General features: G+C 35.5%; 17 protein-coding genes. All 17 read left to right on the top strand.

The annotated features are described in order from the left end of the window. Positions 1–90: 90 nt before the first annotated feature. The 17 genes from AB1L08_RS10805 to AB1L08_RS10725 all read left to right on the top strand — a co-directional run bounded on the left by AB1L08_RS10805 (position 91) and on the right by AB1L08_RS10725 (position 17,354). A complete protein-coding gene (locus AB1L08_RS10805) occupies positions 91–837 on the top strand; it encodes a YveK family protein (RefSeq protein WP_413064662.1) in 747 nt (248 codons plus the stop codon). Further along, positions 824–1,522, top strand: a complete 699-nt coding sequence (locus tag AB1L08_RS10800) for a CpsD/CapB family tyrosine-protein kinase (protein WP_413064661.1) — start codon at positions 824–826, stop codon at positions 1,520–1,522. Before AB1L08_RS10805 ends, AB1L08_RS10800 begins: the two co-directional genes overlap by 14 nt. A gap of 90 nt (positions 1,523–1,612) precedes the next feature. After that, positions 1,613–2,380: a tyrosine-protein phosphatase gene (locus AB1L08_RS10795; RefSeq protein ID WP_413064660.1), complete on the top strand. Its 768-nt coding sequence runs from the start codon at positions 1,613–1,615 to the stop codon at positions 2,378–2,380. Positions 2,381–2,721: 341 nt separating this feature from the next. Continuing rightward, the gene (locus AB1L08_RS10790; protein ID WP_413064676.1) at positions 2,722–4,542 is read left to right on the top strand and encodes a polysaccharide biosynthesis protein; all 1,821 of its coding nucleotides are present in this window, start codon (positions 2,722–2,724) and stop codon (positions 4,540–4,542) included. A gap of 15 nt (positions 4,543–4,557) precedes the next feature. Further along, on the top strand, positions 4,558–5,439 hold the full coding sequence (gene galU, locus AB1L08_RS10785) for a UTP--glucose-1-phosphate uridylyltransferase GalU (RefSeq protein ID WP_413064659.1): 882 nt from the start codon (positions 4,558–4,560) through the stop codon (positions 5,437–5,439). A 117-nt stretch (positions 5,440–5,556) separates the two neighbouring features. After that, complete coding sequence (locus tag AB1L08_RS10780; RefSeq protein WP_413064658.1) at positions 5,557–6,672, top strand: DegT/DnrJ/EryC1/StrS family aminotransferase; 1,116 nt, start codon at positions 5,557–5,559, stop codon at positions 6,670–6,672. After that, positions 6,672–7,292 carry a sugar transferase gene (locus tag AB1L08_RS10775; RefSeq protein WP_413064657.1) on the top strand — a complete coding sequence of 207 codons (621 nt, stop codon included), beginning with the start codon at positions 6,672–6,674 and terminating at the stop codon, positions 7,290–7,292. The genes AB1L08_RS10780 and AB1L08_RS10775 overlap by 1 nt, the downstream gene beginning before the upstream one ends. Positions 7,293–7,326: 34 nt before the next feature. Then, a complete protein-coding gene (locus AB1L08_RS10770) occupies positions 7,327–8,226 on the top strand; it encodes a methionyl-tRNA formyltransferase (protein ID WP_413064656.1) in 900 nt (299 codons plus the stop codon). Positions 8,227–8,249: 23 nt separating this feature from the next. Next, a complete protein-coding gene (locus AB1L08_RS10765) occupies positions 8,250–8,891 on the top strand; it encodes a PIG-L deacetylase family protein (protein WP_413064655.1) in 642 nt (213 codons plus the stop codon). A 66-nt stretch (positions 8,892–8,957) separates the two neighbouring features. After that, on the top strand, positions 8,958–9,485 hold the full coding sequence (locus AB1L08_RS10760; protein WP_413064654.1) for a GNAT family N-acetyltransferase: 528 nt from the start codon (positions 8,958–8,960) through the stop codon (positions 9,483–9,485). Continuing rightward, positions 9,482–10,429, top strand: a complete 948-nt coding sequence (locus tag AB1L08_RS10755; RefSeq protein ID WP_413064653.1) for a 1-aminocyclopropane-1-carboxylate deaminase/D-cysteine desulfhydrase — start codon at positions 9,482–9,484, stop codon at positions 10,427–10,429. Before AB1L08_RS10760 ends, AB1L08_RS10755 begins: the two co-directional genes overlap by 4 nt. Then, positions 10,419–11,402 (top strand): ATP-grasp domain-containing protein, encoded by a 984-nt coding sequence (locus tag AB1L08_RS10750; RefSeq protein WP_413064652.1) that lies wholly within the window; start codon positions 10,419–10,421, stop codon positions 11,400–11,402. The genes AB1L08_RS10755 and AB1L08_RS10750 overlap by 11 nt, the downstream gene beginning before the upstream one ends. 9 nt (positions 11,403–11,411) lie before the next feature. After that, the gene (locus tag AB1L08_RS10745) at positions 11,412–12,731 is read left to right on the top strand and encodes a phenylacetate--CoA ligase family protein (RefSeq protein ID WP_413064651.1); all 1,320 of its coding nucleotides are present in this window, start codon (positions 11,412–11,414) and stop codon (positions 12,729–12,731) included. A 4-nt stretch (positions 12,732–12,735) separates the two neighbouring features. After that, a complete protein-coding gene (locus tag AB1L08_RS10740; RefSeq protein WP_413064650.1) occupies positions 12,736–13,734 on the top strand; it encodes a sugar-transfer associated ATP-grasp domain-containing protein in 999 nt (332 codons plus the stop codon). Positions 13,735–13,837: 103 nt separating this feature from the next. Then, positions 13,838–15,085 (top strand): CapA family protein, encoded by a 1,248-nt coding sequence (locus tag AB1L08_RS10735; RefSeq protein ID WP_413064649.1) that lies wholly within the window; start codon positions 13,838–13,840, stop codon positions 15,083–15,085. A gap of 711 nt (positions 15,086–15,796) precedes the next feature. After that, positions 15,797–16,966: a glycosyltransferase family 4 protein gene (locus AB1L08_RS10730; RefSeq protein ID WP_413064648.1), complete on the top strand. Its 1,170-nt coding sequence runs from the start codon at positions 15,797–15,799 to the stop codon at positions 16,964–16,966. 1 nt (position 16,967) lies between these two features. Further along, complete coding sequence (locus tag AB1L08_RS10725) at positions 16,968–17,354, top strand: oligosaccharide repeat unit polymerase (protein WP_413064647.1); 387 nt, start codon at positions 16,968–16,970, stop codon at positions 17,352–17,354. The last annotated feature ends 40 nt before the right edge of the window (positions 17,355–17,394 follow it).

Raw genomic sequence — 17,394 nt, 5'->3', positions numbered from 1 at the left:
ACGACATATAATCGTAATTAGTGGTTATTTCAAACAAAAATCTCTCAATATTTACATATATCATATAACAGATTTAGCCAGGAGGAAACTATGGAAGAAACTATCAGCTTGAGGGAACTGATGGCGACACTGAAAAAACGGATGAATCTCATCGTGCTTGTCACGTTAACGGCCGTCGTATTAAGTGGAGCTGTCAGTTATTTTGTCATGACGCCAATCTATCAATCTTCGACACAATTGCTTGTCAATCAGTCGAAAAGCGAACAGCCTGTTTACAATCCGGCGGAAATTCAGACCAATTTGCAATTAATCAATACTTATAATGTCATTATCAAGAGTCCGGCCATCTTAGACGACGTCATCAAAGATTTGAATTTGCAAATGACGGTAAACGAATTAATTGAAAAAATTACGGTGCAAAGCGAGAAAGACTCTCAAGTGGTTAATGTCACCGTTCAAGATCCGGATCCAAACAAAGCAGCGGAAATTGCCAATCAGATTGGAACCGTTTTTCAAAACAAAATCGCCAAAATCATGAATGTGGACAACGTCAGCATTCTGACGAAAGCCGAGATCGGCGAGAATCCATCACCTGTCAAGCCAAAGCCGCTGCTCAACATCGCCATCGCGTTGGCGGTTGGGTTGATGGCAGGAGTAGGGATTGCCTTCCTGCTTGAATATTTGGACAACACAGTCAAAACGGAACAAGACGTCGAACAATTATTGAACCTTCCGGTCCTGGGAGCCATTGCCACGTTTGAAGAACAAGACTTACAAAAATCATCGAGATCCGAAAGAAGACCAAGGCTAAGGGGTGAGACGGTTGGCTCTAAGTAAAAAAAAGACCGGTAATCCTACGAGAAGAAAGTTAATCACAAAATTAAATCCAAAATCCCCGGTCTCCGAACAATACAGGACGATTCGGACAAACATACAGTTTTCCATTATCGACGAAGAAATTCGCACCTTGATGGTCACTTCATCCGGTCCGGGTGAAGGGAAATCCACCACTACGGCCAATTTGGCGGTTGTGTTTGCCCAGCAGGGAAAACGCGTCTTGCTCGTAGATGCCGATATGAGAAAGCCTACCGTTCATTATACATTTGGCTTGACCAATACATTTGGCCTCACGAACGTGCTCACCCGGCAAATGGAACTGGCAGAGGCAGCGAAAACGACAAACGAGGAACTGTTGCACGTCTTAACGTCGGGCCCCATCCCGCCCAATCCGGCGGAACTGTTAAGTTCCCGCGGGATGAAACAATTTCTCGACGTGGCATTGGCGGAATATGATTTGGTAATGTTCGATACCCCTCCCGTATTGGCAGTAACCGATGCGCAAGTGTTGTCTAATCAATGTGATGGAACGATTTTGGTCATCTCCAGCGGCAAAACGGAAATCGAGTCGGCCCAGAAAACAAAGGATCTGCTGGAAGCGGCCAAAGCAAAAATCCTGGGTGTTGTGCTCAATAACAAGAAAATGAATAAAAATGACAACTATTACTATTATGGAACAAAGTGACACTCGACAAGCCTCGCTATTTACTTGTAAAATAGTTATAGTAATATAAGACGAAGAATGGTTATATCTATTCATAAGGGAGGGAACCAAATGATAGATATACATTGTCATATATTGCCCGGCGTAGATGATGGGGCCGCAGACTTTACGGAAAGCCTGGAAATGGCACATGCCGCGGCCAAAGAAGGCATCAAAAAGATCATTGCCACACCCCATCATCAAAATGGCAGTTACGTCAATTACAAAGAGGACATCATCCAAAAAACAAACGAATTAAATGAGTATTTACAGTCCGAACAGGTAAAGGTGGAAATCTTGCCCGGGCAGGAAACAAGAATATACGGTGAAATGGTAGAAGACTATGAACAGGGGGAAATCCTGCCGCTTGCCGAAGTATCGACATATGTGTTTGTCGAGCTTCCTTCCGGGCATGTTCCCCGTTATACAGAACAACTATTATTCGACCTGCAAATGAAAGGTTTAACACCGGTCATTGTGCATCCGGAAAGAAATGCGGAGCTGATCGAGCAGCCGGACAAATTGTATCAATTTGTCAAAAACGGTACGGCTACCCAAGTAACGGCAGCCAGTCTGGTCGGCTATTTCGGAAAAAAGATCCAAAAGTTTTCCGAAGACTTGATTCAAGCCAATTTAACGCATTTTATCGCTTCAGATGCGCATAACACGACGACAAGGGCGTTTAAAATGGAAGAAGCTCTTGAAGCCGTCAATGGAAAATTCGGAACAGACACACTGTTTATGTTAATGGATAATTCGGATTTGGTCGTGGATGGAAAAGACATTCTCCGCGAGTATCCCGAAAGAATTAAAAAGAAAAGGCTATTTGGCCTTTTTTAGTGTTTGCGACCAAGCATGGTCATTTAGTACCAATGATAAAAACATGTATCGGTCATGTCTCCCAGCCGTTATCATTGGAGGCACTCGGTCATGCTGTGGGTAGGCCCTGAGACCTACCTTAGACGCCCGTCGTCGAGAGTGTGGCGTGAGGATGGGTTAGATGCCCAATTTTAAATTAATGAAAGAATTAAATGTTTAATGAAAGGGTATAAGCTGATGTATGCGTTTTCATTAAACATTTAATTGCATAATTACAAAATCAGTTATAATTTTATGAGTGATTTGTATTACAATGTATGTACCTGTTGTTTTAAATTTTTGAAGAAAAGAAGGGATTCATGTTGACTTATCAAAAGCGGGTGCCGCTGTTGATGCTCCTTGATTCCGCGATTGTTTTGTGTTCGATCTATATCGGCTTTTTTATTTTGCATCCCTATTCGGACTTTTATAATTCCAAAACGCTTTTTATGAGTGCGGTCGTCCTGTTGATCAGCCACCATATCTTTGCTTTTATGTATAGGCTGTACCACAAAGCGTGGGAATATGCGAGCGTCGGTGAGTTGATGATCATTACTAAGGCGGTCACCTTTTCAATCGGAATTGCGGCGTTGGCCCAGTTTATTGGTACCGGCAATATTTACTTGCGGGTCCTGTTTATAACGTGGATGCTGCATATGCTCTTAATCGGGGGATCACGGTTCTCATGGAGAATGTACAGAGACCGATACATAAAACCAAAGATCGAAAAAAAGCGAACGTTAATCGTCGGGGCTGGTTCCGGGGGAACGACCCTGGCGAGACAGTTGCTGCACAGCAATGATGTGGATTTGGAGCCGGTGGCATTCGCAGATGATGATCCGAGAAAGTTTATGTTGGAAATGTATGGATTGAAAGTGTGCGGCGGAATTGATGACATTCCCTTAATCGTAAGAGAAAATAGAATCGAAAACATTATTATCGCCATCCCGTCTTTGCCCAAAAAAGAAGTCAGGCGGATCTACGAAACATGTGCCAAAACGGATGCCGAGATTAAAATTATGCCGCTGATTGAAGACGTCATGACGGGGAAAGTCGAAGTAAGCGCCCTTCGGAATGTAGAAGTGGAGGATTTGCTTGGACGCGAACCGGTGGAACTGGATATTTGCAGCATTACCGAATCAATCAAAGGGTCGACCGTCCTTGTTACGGGGGCAGGCGGATCGATCGGGTCGGAAATATGCCGGCAAATTTGTCAATTTGAACCGAGAGAAATCATTCTTCTCGGCCATGGCGAATACAGCATTTACAACATTGATATGGAACTTCGCCAAAAATACGGAGACAAAATCGGCATCTTCCCGGTAATAGCGGACGTCCAGGACCGCGAGCGCATTATGGAAGTAATGGATACACACAGGCCAGACGTTGTCTATCATGCTGCAGCCCATAAACATGTACCGCTCATGGAGTACAATCCCAGGGAAGCGGTAAAAAACAACATATTCGGCACGAAAAATGTAGCCGAAGCTGCTGATACATATAAAGTGAATACGTTTGTTCTTGTTTCAACGGACAAAGCGGTCAACCCGCCAAACGTGATGGGAGCAACAAAACGCATTGCCGAAATGATCATCCAAAACATGGCCAAAATCAGCCATACAAAGTTTGTCGCCGTTCGTTTCGGGAACGTTCTTGGCAGCCGCGGCAGCGTCATCCCGCTATTTAAAAAGCAAATTGAAGCCGGGGGTCCCGTTACCGTCACGCATCCGGACATGACACGCTACTTTATGACAATTCCGGAAGCATCTCGGCTCGTCATCCAAGCCGGAGTGTTGGCCCGCGGGGGGGAAGTGTTCGTTCTTGACATGGGTGAACCTGTCAAAATCGCCGACCTGGCGAAAAACCTGATTACACTTTCGGGATATACCGTTGAAGAAATAGGTATTGAATATACCGGGATCCGACCGGGCGAAAAAATGTACGAAGAGCTGTTGAATGACAACGAAATACAAGAAAAGCAGATATTTCCAAAAATCCATATTGGGAAGGCGGAGCCGATTGATGCTTCCGAGCTATTCAGCTTAATCAGCCATTTGGAAAATGCGCCGATGGAGAAAGTGAAAGATATCATTGTAGGAGCGGCAAACAGGAAGCCTGAGCGGACCGTACAGCTTGCTAAATAAATGGAGGTACATAAGTTGAAAAAAGTTAAAAAAGCGATCATTCCGGCTGCGGGCCTGGGAACAAGATTTTTGCCGGCAACGAAAGCCATGCCGAAAGAAATGCTCCCGATCGTAGATAAACCGACCATTCAATATATCGTAGAAGAAGCGATTGCATCAGGTATTGAAGACATTATTATTGTAACAGGAAAAGGGAAACGGGCCATTGAGGATCATTTCGACAACAACTTCGAATTGGAAGACAACCTGGTCAAAAAAGAAAAATTTGATTTATTGGCAAAGGTAAAAGCATCATCAAATGTTGACATCCATTATATTCGTCAAAAAGATCCGAAAGGTCTCGGCCATGCCGTCTGGTGTGCACGAAAATTCATTGGCGATGAACCATTTGCGGTACTATTGGGAGATGACATCGTCCAAGCTGATACTCCAGGACTAAGACAGTTAATCGAACAATACGAAGAAACGCAATGTTCGGTTGTCGGTGTCCAGCAAGTTGGAGATCAGGAAACCGACCGTTATGGCATTGTAGACCCTATATCAAAGGAAGGCCGGCGCTACCAAGTGAAACAATTCGTGGAAAAGCCGAAATTGGGAACAGCGCCATCCAACTTGGCGATCATGGGCAGATATGTCTTTACGCCGGAAATCTTCTCTTATTTGGATAAACAGGAAATTGGTGCTGGTGGCGAGATTCAACTGACTGACGCGATTCAAAAATTAAACGAAGAACAGAAAGTCTACGCCTATGACTTTGAAGGCAAACGCTATGACGTCGGCGAAAAGTTGGGCTTCATAACAACTACCATTGAAATGGCCCTGCAGCATGATGATTTACGAGTTGACCTGCTGACCTATCTTGAAGAAGTTATGGCCAAAGAAAAATTAGTAAAATAAATCACGCAGCCTCTGTTCATATTATGGTTTATGTGATATGGGCAGGGGCTTTTTTCTGTTGTCCATAAAAAATACAAAGAAAAATACAACGGTACCTCAGGAAGGAAGTATCAAGCAGTGACTGATAAAATATTTCTCTCATCACCGCATATGAGTGATGAAGGTTATGAAATGCAATATGTAAAGGAAGCTTTTGATACAAACTGGATAGCACCCCTTGGAGAAAATGTAAATCAATTTGAAATAGAGCTGGCCAAGAAAGTGGGATCTAAGGCTGCTGCAGCTCTTTCTTCCGGGACGGCAGCCATTCATCTAGCATTAAAAGCTGCCGGGGTCGGAGAAGGAGATATCGTCTTCTGCCAATCACTCACTTTTTCGGCCACAGCGAATCCTATTATCTACCAAAATGCTATTCCAGTCTTTATAGACAGTGATCATGAAACATGGAATATGTGCCCTAAAGCATTGGAAAAGGCTTTTAATAAATATCCTGAAGTAAAAGCTGTGATTGTAGTTCATCTATATGGTTTATCGGCAGATATGGATAAAATTTTAGACCTTTGTAAAAAATATAACGTTGTCTTAATCGAAGACTCTGCCGAAAGCCTGGGTACTTATTATAAGGGAAAGCATACAGGGACTTTTGGTGACTATGGGATCTTTTCATTTAATGGGAATAAAATCATTACCACTTCAGGTGGCGGAATGCTTGTATCTGATAATGAAGAAATGATTCAAAAAGTGAAATTTTGGGCCACTCAATCAAGAGATGCGGCAAGACACTATCAACACAGTGAATTAGGGTATAATTATCGAATGAGCAACGTTCTCGCTGGGATAGGTCGCGGACAACTAAAAGTATTGGATCAACGAGTAGAAAAAAAGAAATATATATTTGATTTTTATAAAAGAGAGTTGGGCGAACTTGATGGTGTAAAGTTCATGCCAGTTAATGAATGGAATGAACCAAATTATTGGCTGAGTGCAATGTTTTTGACCGGCAAAGTAAGACCTATTGATATTATGGAAGCTCTGGAAGCCGAAAATATTGAATCAAGACCTGTTTGGAAGCCGATGCATATGCAGCCGTTCTTTGAGAAATTTGATTTTCTGGGCAAAAATGTAGCGGAATTGCTATTTGAAAATGGTGTGTGCTTACCGTCGGATACAAAGATGACAGATGATCATTTAGATAAAGTATGCAGGAAAATTAAGGGGTTGTGGGATAGATAATGAGAGCAGTCAACCTATTTATAAAAAGATTAATAGATATCTTTGGAAGTAGTATAGGGCTATTAATAATATCACCTGTTCTTATTATTGCAGCTTTACTTATAAAGCTCACAATGCCTGGTCCTATATTCTTTAAACAAGAACGTGTAGGAAAGAATAAAAAGTTATTTTACATATTAAAGTTACGTACGATGAAAGTTGATAAAGAAGCTGAGGAAAATCTGGATTTCTCTAAGGATAAAGACAGGTTAACAGCTGTTGGTAAAATATTAAGAAGGACAAAAGTTGATGAACTACCTCAACTAATTAACGTGTTGGTAGGTGATATGAGCTTAGTAGGGCCAAGACCAACAGTTATGAAACAAATAGAAGGCTACACTGATTTTCAACTACAACGTCTCAATATGCGACCAGGAATGACGGGTCTTGCTCAGGTGAATGGAAACATTACATTGCCATGGGAACAAAGAATTGAATACGATATTGAATATATAAGAAACTTTTCGATTGTACTTGATTGTAAGATATTTTTTAAGACGATAGCAATTGTATTGTTTGGTGAGGAGAAATTCAAAAAAGTGAAAATGACAAATTCCCAAAATCAAGTGGTTGAAAAATAAACGATTTTTAAAGTAACAATAAGAGGAGATTAAAATGAAGTCTATTCTGATAGGTTCAGTTGGTTCGAGCAAAATAATACTGGAAGAAATGATAAAACTAAACTTTCCAATTGATATGGTTTTTTCCCTAGATGAACAGTATTCAGAAAACGTATCGGGGTATTATCCAATTCATGAAATTGCAAAAGAAAGTAAAATTCCATATAGAAAATTTAAAAAAATAAACACCCCCGAGCATATAGCAATAATTAAAAAAATAAACCCAGATTACATTTTCGTTATTGGATTATCACAATTAATTGGTAGGGATATTATAGAGGCGGCAAAAAAAGGTGTTATTGGATTTCATCCTACTCCTCTCCCCAAATTTAGAGGTAGGGCAGCCATGGTCTGGCAAGTTCTATTGGGTGTCAAAGCAACTAAATGTACATTATTCTTTATTGATGATGGAATAGATTCTGGTGATATTATTGGTCAGGAAGACTATGTTATTGATGATACAGACTATGCTATTGATGTGAGTCGGAAGTGTCAACAAGCATTTAAACGTCTTATACAAAAAGTGCTTCCAAAATTATTAGACGGCTCTATAAAACCAGTCAAACAAAATGAGGAAGAAGCAACATATTTGTTAAAGAGAACACCAGAAGATGGATTGATTGATTGGAATGAGCCTGCTGAAAAAATTCAGAGGTTGATTAGGGCAGTCTCAAAACCTTATCCGGGAGCTTTTTCAAAATATGATGGGAAACATAAAGTGATTTTTTGGAAAGCAGATTATATGGATAATAACAAATATATTGGATTACCTGGACAAATAGCGGCGATTGCTGAGGAATATATAGATATTCTATGTAAAGAAGGATTGCTACGAGTATATGAATACGAAAATGCAGATCAAGTAAGATTAATTGTAGGACATAAATTCAAATAATTGATAAATTGCGGGTGAAAAAAGTGAGGATACTTGTATTTGCGCCACACAATGATGATGAGGTGCTAGGTGTTGGTGGTACAATGGCTAAATATTCAAAAATGGGACATGAAGTTTATGTATGTGAAGTAACTTCCGGTCCACAAAAAGAGCTATTACAAACTGAGGCGAAAAAAGCACATAAAGTACTTGGGGTAAAAGAGGCATTTTTTTTGGATTTACCTTCTGTAAAACTCAGAAATATGACTTCGATAGAAATCAATTCTAAAGTTTCAGCGGTGGTTAATAAAATTAAGCCAAATATAGCTTTTATTCCACATAAAGGTGATATGCACTTAGACCATGGAGAGGTTGCAGAAAGTGCCATGGTAGCATTAAGACCGGTTAATAATCCACAATTAAAAGCTATTTATGCTTATGAAACATTGTCTGAAACAGAGTGGAATATACCATCTTGTGATAATGCCTTTGTTCCGAATGCATGGAGTGATATATCAGACACAATAGAATTGAAACTCGAAGCTATGAAATGCTATGAAAGCCAACTTAAAGAATTTCCAAATCCAAGATCACTTGAAGCTATTGAGGCTTTATCTAAATTCAGGGGCTCTACTATTTGTGTAAGGAATGCAGAGAGCTTTATGGTAATAAGAAATATTTTTTAAACATTAGGGGAAATTACCGAAAATTGTAATTAATTATCCGTGATATGTGATATTGGAGTGATTGAAATGGGAATTTCACTAAGAAAATTTCAAGAAAGTGATATACCTTATAAAGTTCGATGGATAAATGATGAAAATAATAATAAATACCTTCATTATGATCTACCACTTAGTGAAGATAAGACTATGATATGGTTTAAAACACTTAAAGGCAGAAACGATAGGGTTGATTATACGATTACATATAACGGTGTACCCGTTGGATTAATAGGATTATTAAATATTGATAATAAAAATAAGAAAGCTGAATATTATATTTGCCTTGGTGATGAAAAATATAAAGGTAAAGGAATTGCAAGTATAGCAACAGACCTTTTAATTAAAATAGGATATAGTGAGCTTGGATTACAAAAGATTTACTTATACACAGAGGTAGAAAATATCAAAGCTCAAAAGCTATTTGAAAAGGTAGGTTTTAAAAAAGAAGGGTTAATGAAAAATGATTTAATTCATAATGGAAAAAAAATAGATAGATATGCCTATGGATTAGATGTAGATGTCTATATTAAAAGAAATAAGGGTGGATATAAGTGAATCTGGGTAAACACCAAGCCACACCAATTCAAAGAATTAGTAATAACCTAAATAAAAATACTTTCTTTATAAAACGTGACGATCTTCTACCAATATCTTTTGGGGGCAATAAAGCAAGAAAAGCTGTTCTTTTTTTTGAAGAATTAAAGAGAAAAAACTTCGATTCTGTAGTGACATACGGTAGTAGTAGTTCAAACCATTGTCGAGTTGTAGCCAACATTGCTGCTGCAAAAGGAATTCCATGTCATATCATTTCACCAAGTGAATCTTATCAAAACACCACTAATAGTAAAATGATTAGATTGTTTGGAGCATTCGTTACACGGTGTCCTGTGTCAGACGTAAGTTTGACTATTAAGAGAAAGTTGGATGAGCTAAAAAAACAAGGGTATAAACCCTATTTTATCCCAGGCGGAGGGCATGGTGATATTGGAACACAGGCATATGTAAAAGCATATGAAGAAATTGTAGACTATGAAAGGTCATTAGGTATCCATTTTGACTACATATTTCATACAACTGGAACAGGAACTACACAAGCTGGACTTGTATGTGGAAAACTATTGCGTGCCGATCAAAGAGAAATAATTGGAATAAGCAATGCGCGAAAAAATGCTTACGGCAGTCAAGTTGTTCTTGATAGTGTTAATAGTTATTTAAAGGGCTTAGATATAGGGCCAATAGGTCTTGAAGAAATATCATTTATAGATGAATATGTACTTGACGGCTATGGTTCTTATAACGATGAAATTTTGGAAACTATAAAAGAAGTTCTAATAAACGATGGTATCCCGCTGGATACTACATATACAGGAAAAGCCTTTTGGGGCATGAAAGAGTTTATAAAAAAGAATCAAGTTACAAGTAAGAAGATTCTTTTTATCCATACTGGTGGAACCCCATTGTTTTTTGATAAATTGGAGGATCTTATTAATGAAGGATGATTTAAACGTATTAATACTCAGCTGTGGAACAAGAAATAAAATAGTAAATTATTTTAAAAAAGAATTGCAAGGAAAAGGACTTGTAATGGCAACAGACTGCAGTAATTTAGCTCCAGCCTTATATGATGCGGATAAACATTTTATTGTTCCAAGGATGGAAGATGAAGGATACTTAGATGCTATTCTCTCCATTTGTAAAGAAAATAATATAAAGGCAGTCCTATCTTTAATAGATCCAGAACTTAGTCTTCTTGCGAAACACAAACAAGCGTTTTTGAATATTGGTACAATGCCTATTGTATCAGATTATGATTTAATAGAAATGTCTTTTGATAAATATAAGATGTTTGAATTTTTAATTCAGAACGGGTTTCGAACTGTTAAAAGTTATATAGACAAAGAACAGTTTTTCAAAGATGTTGAAACTGGAGTCATTAACTATCCAGTATTTGTGAAACCTGTAAAAGGCAGTGCAAGTATAAATATTAATATAGTTTCATCAAAAGAAGAAATTGAGTTGTTATTTAGTCGATTTGATAATTTGATGATACAAGAGTTAGTGAACGGAACTGAATACGGTGTTGATGTATATATTGATATGATTTCTGGTGAACCAGCTGCCATTTTTATAAAAGAAAAAATTAAGATGAGAGCTGGTGAAACAGATAAATCAGTTTCTGTTAAAGACGAAAGACTTTTTAAGCTAGTAAAGAGGTTTATAAAAAAAGCAAATTTTAAAGGTATTATTGACATCGACATTTTTAAAATTAATGGTGAATATTACATTTCTGAGGTAAACCCTCGTTTTGGTGGAGGTTATCCACATGCATATGAATGTGGAGTAAACGTACCAGCAATGATCGTTAATAATATGTGTGGAAAAAAGAACTTAGATGTAAGCCTTAATTATGATGAGAACTGTTACATGATGAAGTTTAATGAAGTGAAAATATTTAAAAATAAAAAAGTGTGAGGATCTCAAATGAGTTTTGGATTTAATAGAATTAGGAATCTAGCTTTTTGGTTTATTGATACACTAAAAGGTGGAAACGTCAGAGACTATTATATTAATCTGAAAGAAATAGAAGAAGCCGATAGTGATTCACCGTTAATAAAAGAAAAACAAAAAAAAGCAATCGAGCAACTTGTGAAACATGCTATATCAACTACTAAATATTATAAATCTAATTATACCAATAGGAGTTTCGATCAATTTCCAATTATCAACAAAAATATTATACGCTCTCAGCAAAAAGATTTTATATCAGAATCCTATAAAAATACTAAATTAATAACAATGCAAACGAGTGGTTCCACAGGGACACCGTTTATTTGTTATCAAAATCCTGAAAAAAAGAAAAGGGTTATTGCTGAACTAATATATTATAATGAAAAATTAGGTTACTTTGTAGGTAAAAACCTAATTTTTTTAAGATCCTTATCCGCAGAAAGTAGTAATTCAAAAAAAATATTAAGGTTTCTACAAAATCAAACCTTAATTAATGTAAGTGAATTAGATGATGAAGTAATTGAAAAAATGTTGAGAGAAGTTGAGAGAAAGTCAGCAAATGGCTCCGTTCTTATGTCATATGCATCAACCTTGGACGCTTTCCGAGACTATTTTATGCGAACTGATAAGAAATATAACTTTAATATTTCTGGGATAATAAGTGGTTCCGAGATGCTTTATGATGAAACACGTGATGTCATGGAAAAAGTTTTTAAATGTAAATGTGTATCAAGGTATTCCAATCAGGAAAACGGTATTTTAGGTCAGGATAATATTGAGAATAATACCTTTTTAATTAATGAAGCTCATTATTTTATAGAAATATTTAAAATGGATAAAGATATTCCTGCTGAACCTGGTGAAGTTGGGAGAATAGTTATTACAGATCTTTATAATTATGCAATGCCTATGATTCGTTATGATACGGGGGATATAGGTGCAATTAAATATATAGAGGTTAATAGTGTCAAGAAAAAGGTGATTTATAATTTTGGTGGCAGGAAGATAGATATGGTATATACAGTGGATGGAACGATTCTTTCTCCACATAAAATTTCTGTTACTTTTTGGTCATTTTCTGATATTAAACAATTTCAGTTTTTACAGTTGGGTCCTCAGGAGTATCAAGTGATTTTAAACGTTGAACCTACCTTTAAAGAAGAAATAAAAGTTGCAGAAAAACTATATAATTTATTAGGGAAATCCGCGGTAATTACGTTTAGTTATGTGAATGATATTCCTGCCCTTTCTTCTGGTAAAAGAAAATATATAATGAATAAATGGGAGAAATAATTTTATGAGTTTAAATTATGCTATCTCTAAAGTGAAAAAGTTATGGAATGGGATAGATACTTATATCAATCCAAAATTAAATTGGTTTATTAAAGCTAGTATTACATTAGATTTTCTAACTACTGTTTTATTATATGGAGCCGGAGTAAACGATTATTTTCAATATAAATTATACAAAAGAAGGCATTCAGCTCGAAAAGACTTTGTGGTTTATAAGAAAAGAATGAAAATAGTTAAAACATTTAATGATGAATCTGATAGGAATATCTTTAATTCTAAAGAAAGGTTTAACAAAGTATTTAAAGATTATATAGGAAGAGAGTGGTTATCCGTCAAGGATTCAAATCTTGCTCTATTTGAAGAATTTACAGAAAGAGTACCGAAATTTATTGTAAAACCAAATGAAGGTAGTCATGGTAAAGGTATTCGGGTTATAGAGGTGGAAAATATTAAGGATAAAGAGTCCTTATATGAGGAATTAAAAAAAGAAGAAGTACTCATAGAAGAACTCATTATACAACATGATGAGTTAGCTACCTTTAATCCTACTTCAGTTAATAGTTTAAGAGTGGTCACTTTATTTTGTCCGGATAATAAAGTACGCGTTATGACCGCAAATCTAAGAATGGGAAACGGTCAAAAGTATGCAGATAATTTTCATCATAATGGAATCGCTGCACTTCTAGATGTTGAAACAGGCATTGTTGTTACAAAGGGTGTTGATAGAGACTTAAAAGAATATATTACCCATCCTTATACTGGTAAACAAATTATTGGATTTAAAATACCGTTTTGGAGGGAAGTTGTAGAGACCGTATCTAATGCCGCTCGTTTAGTTCCTACTGTGGGTTATATAGGTTGGGATGTAGCTATTGGCAACGATGGTAGAATTTTTCTAATAGAAGGAAATTCAGCAGCAGACCCGGATATATCTCAAATCCCGGATCAGATTGGAAAGTGGCCATTATATAAAGATTTTGTAAAAGAGAAGCAGAGATCATAGATTGAAAAGCGTATTTAATTTTTAACATGACTTTAATTACATGATTTACAAAATAGTTTATCAGATGATAAGAACTAAAAAATTCAGATGGAGTAAGGGAAAATTGGAAAAAAATATGGCAAATGTTAAGATTAGTTTTATTGGAGATATAATGTGTGAAAAGCCCCTGTTAAATGCAGCACTTAAGAATGATAACACGTATGATTTTGATTCGGTATTTTGTTCAATGAAGAAAGTTTTTATGAAATCTGATTACATTGTAGGAAATCTTGAAACAGTTTGTGCAGGAGAAAAACTAGGTTATACAAACCATATATATAGCTTTAATACACCAGAAGAATTTATTAAATCAATCAAGAATTCAGGTGTGGATTTAGTTACTACTGCTACTAATCATTGTTTAGACAGAGGTGTAGAAGGGTTAAAGAATAACTTAGCAACACTAAAAAAATATAAGCTTGATAATATTGGAACACATGATTCAATCGAAGAAAGGGAACAAGTGTTCGTTAAGGATTTTAACGGTATAAAAGTTGCCTTTTTAAATTATACCTATGGTACTAATACACTTATAAATGAGGTAATCTTAAACAAAAATGAGAGATTCCATGTAAATTTACTAAAACCACAGTGTGAAGAAATAAAAAAGTTAGAAAAAAAATTGACATCTAAAAGTTTAAAATCTAGGATTGCCCGTACCATCTTTAAAATTATTACTGTAGAACAGTGGATAAGGCTCAAACGTACTTTGGGTTTAGCTTATAAAAAGGCCTATCAAGATGACAGTTTAGAGGGAATTGATCAAGATTACCTAGAGCAAATTAAACTAGATATCCAAAAAGCAAAGGCAAAGTCTGATTTTGTGATTATGTGCATGCATAGTGGAGGTCAGTTTAATGTAGAGCCAGGTAAATTCAGTAAATTTATGATGAACTTCATGAAAGAAAATGGAGTAAATGTTGTTGTAGGAAATCATCCACATATTGTACAAAAATGTGAGAGATTTTCAACTGGCATGATTGGGGCTTATTCACTTGGCAACTTTAGCATATCTCCTAGTTCGGTATACATATTGCACGAAAATCTTCCAGAATACTCTATAATGATGCATATTTATTTAGAAAAAAACAAAAATAATATAAGACTATCAAAAGCGACATTTTCTATATTAAAAATAATTGAAAGTAAAAACCATAACCTAACTGTGTATCCAGTTATTGAATTAATCAAAAAGGCAAAAGATGAAAAAGAAAAAAAAGAATTAATTAATGATGTTACAATTATCTATAACCGGTTTTTAAATAAAAATATCAAAAATATAGAAATTAGAGATGAATTTATAATTGAATGATGCAATTGTAAAAAAGTATAGAAAATTCCTGTGATGTAGTTCATCTATTCTATTTCCCGTTTTTTTCTTTGAGTTTTGATCTGCTCAACCACATGATCAATCAACAAGAACTCGGTAATTTGATGGCCTTGTAGATCCCCCTAATTTGTTAGACGTTTTTACGTTTTTATTATGCCTAGATAGTTTTTAGAGCGAGGATTTAAAAGATATCCTTTATTAATGCATGTCAATTAAGCCCTTTTCCTTTATAATTAAAGGAGCATCTCTTACGTGTTAAAGATTGTGTCTGTAACTACTATTATTAAAAGTCAGGAGAGATGCTCCACTTTTTATTTACTGTAAGCATCGAGATAAATAGCTTTGAACTATGAAAATGAGCTCTACTGATATAAAATTAATAAAAGTTTAGAGGAATTATTAAAGCATATTAGAGACCAGAGCCTGACTAAAACTAGTACGTCTTTCGGTGAACTTGATATTGAGAGTCGGAAATGGATGGGGACATTAAAAAACTGTAAAAACTTGTATTAGATAACTATACCTCGGACGGATATACAGCCATTACGTTTTTCAATCCCAACATTAATTTAACTATAATTGAAATCTAACAGCTTTTTAAAAGCAATAAAAAGTTATCACACTAATTTACAAAAGCATAAATTATTTTTTCTAATATAAAAATTAAAAATGAATGAAGAAAGGGATTTTTTGATGAAGGTATGTTTTTTTACCCATTATAGTTACACAAATCAAGATGGTGCTACACTTTCATTAATAAACATCGTTAATGAAATGGTTGAAAGAGGCATAGAAGTAATTGTAGTTATACCTAATAAAAACATTCAATTTCCTATAAAGCATGAAAAAGTTAAATGTATAGTAATCCCAGCTTTTTCAATGCGTGTTCCTATTCATTATAACGGCATAATGAGTTATGTAAAAGGAAAAGTAAAATCTTTAAGAAATTGGTTTTCTATGAAAAAAGCCTTATCCATAATAAAAGAGGAAAGGCCAGATATTATTCATATTAATGGGCTAGATTCTGGAATTGGAGCAGAAGTAGCTATAAAGCTTGGTATACCATACTTTTGGCATATTAGACAGTTATTAGATGATGATCTAGGGTTACGCCTTTATAATGAGAAAAAAATTTACAAATTGCTAAAAAAAGCCCAGTCTATTATTGCTATTTCAAAAACAATTAAGGAAAAATATGAAAAAATTTTAAATAAAAATCTAGTATTAATTTACAATGGCATCCCTATTGAAAAATACCGCATTGATGAGAAAATCCGTTTTTCAAAAAAGGTAATTAATATACTGCTTGCTGGTAGAATTGTTGAAAAAAAAGGACAGCTTGATGCGGTTAAAGCAGTATCTCATCTAGTAAAATCAGGTACAAAAAATATTCAATTGATTTTGGCAGGAAATGCACAAGATATTAACTATACAAAAACTATTAAAGAATTTATTTATGCACATAATCTACAGGAATTCATTAAAATAATTGATCATGTCGAAGATCTTAGACAATTAAGATCTAACTGTGATATAGGGCTTATATGTTCGAAAAAGGAAGCATTTGGTAGAGTTACGATAGAAACAATGCTTTCAAGAATGTTGGCTATCGGAGCTAATACGGGAGGTACAGCCGAAATAATAGATAATAACGTTAATGGTTTGCTTTATCAAGAGGGAGATTATTTAAGTTTAGCTAAAAAAATAGAATATGCAATTGCTAACAAAGATGAGATGAATACTCTTATCGATTTGGGTTATAAAACAGTGATTGAACGCTATTCAATATCGCGAGTTGTAGATCAAATAATTAACCTTTATGAAGAAGTGATGAGTGGAAGGTTAGATAAAGAGGTAAGTTAATATGCAATATGTTGTAATTTTATTTTTGTTTTTATGCGTGTTTTTTAGCTATATAAAAGAAAAAAATATTTATAATCCAATTACGCTATTTTCTCTTTACTGGCTTCTGGTTATATTATTTGCCTCATTGGAGCTTTATGGTTTGTATACTACAAGTCAACAAGCATACTTATTCATAGGATTAGGTATGTTCAGTTTCGCTTTTGGGTATTCAATAAGAATTAAAGACCTACCCCATCAAAAATTATGTAAAAAAGAAACTAAGTTTTTAGTCCGATACAAACTTTACATAATTATTAATATATTAATAATTATATTCTTATTATTTAGAGTAGCGGACTTGCTTATTTTAATATACTCTCGGTATTCCAAACGAGTAAATTCCTGAATTCCCAAAAATTTACTGGAAATGGAGTGTAATCTGATGA

It is taken from the genome of Siminovitchia jepli (assembly GCF_047228825.1).
In the GTDB taxonomy this organism is placed as follows: Bacteria; Bacillota; Bacilli; order Bacillales; family Bacillaceae_C; genus Siminovitchia.
The sequence above is the reverse complement of the archived record's forward strand: the minus strand, read 5'-3'. Positions and strand labels throughout refer to the sequence as shown.

Excerpts from the sequence above, each read along its gene's own strand:
- AB1L08_RS10805 (WP_413064662.1), top strand. The coding sequence starts at position 91 with ATGGAAGAAACTATCAGCTTGAGGGAACTGATGGCGACACTGAAAAAA.
- AB1L08_RS10770 (WP_413064656.1), top strand. The coding sequence starts at position 7,327 with ATGAAGTCTATTCTGATAGGTTCAGTTGGTTCGAGCAAAATAATACTG.
- AB1L08_RS10745 (WP_413064651.1), top strand. The coding sequence starts at position 11,412 with ATGAGTTTTGGATTTAATAGAATTAGGAATCTAGCTTTTTGGTTTATT.
- AB1L08_RS10730 (WP_413064648.1), top strand. The coding sequence starts at position 15,797 with ATGAAGGTATGTTTTTTTACCCATTATAGTTACACAAATCAAGATGGT.
- AB1L08_RS10760 (WP_413064654.1), top strand. The coding sequence starts at position 8,958 with ATGGGAATTTCACTAAGAAAATTTCAAGAAAGTGATATACCTTATAAA.
- AB1L08_RS10795 (WP_413064660.1), top strand. The coding sequence starts at position 1,613 with ATGATAGATATACATTGTCATATATTGCCCGGCGTAGATGATGGGGCC.
- AB1L08_RS10740 (WP_413064650.1), top strand. The coding sequence starts at position 12,736 with ATGAGTTTAAATTATGCTATCTCTAAAGTGAAAAAGTTATGGAATGGG.
- AB1L08_RS10775 (WP_413064657.1), top strand. The coding sequence starts at position 6,672 with ATGAGAGCAGTCAACCTATTTATAAAAAGATTAATAGATATCTTTGGA.
- AB1L08_RS10750 (WP_413064652.1), top strand. The coding sequence starts at position 10,419 with ATGAAGGATGATTTAAACGTATTAATACTCAGCTGTGGAACAAGAAAT.
- AB1L08_RS10725 (WP_413064647.1), top strand. The coding sequence starts at position 16,968 with ATGCAATATGTTGTAATTTTATTTTTGTTTTTATGCGTGTTTTTTAGC.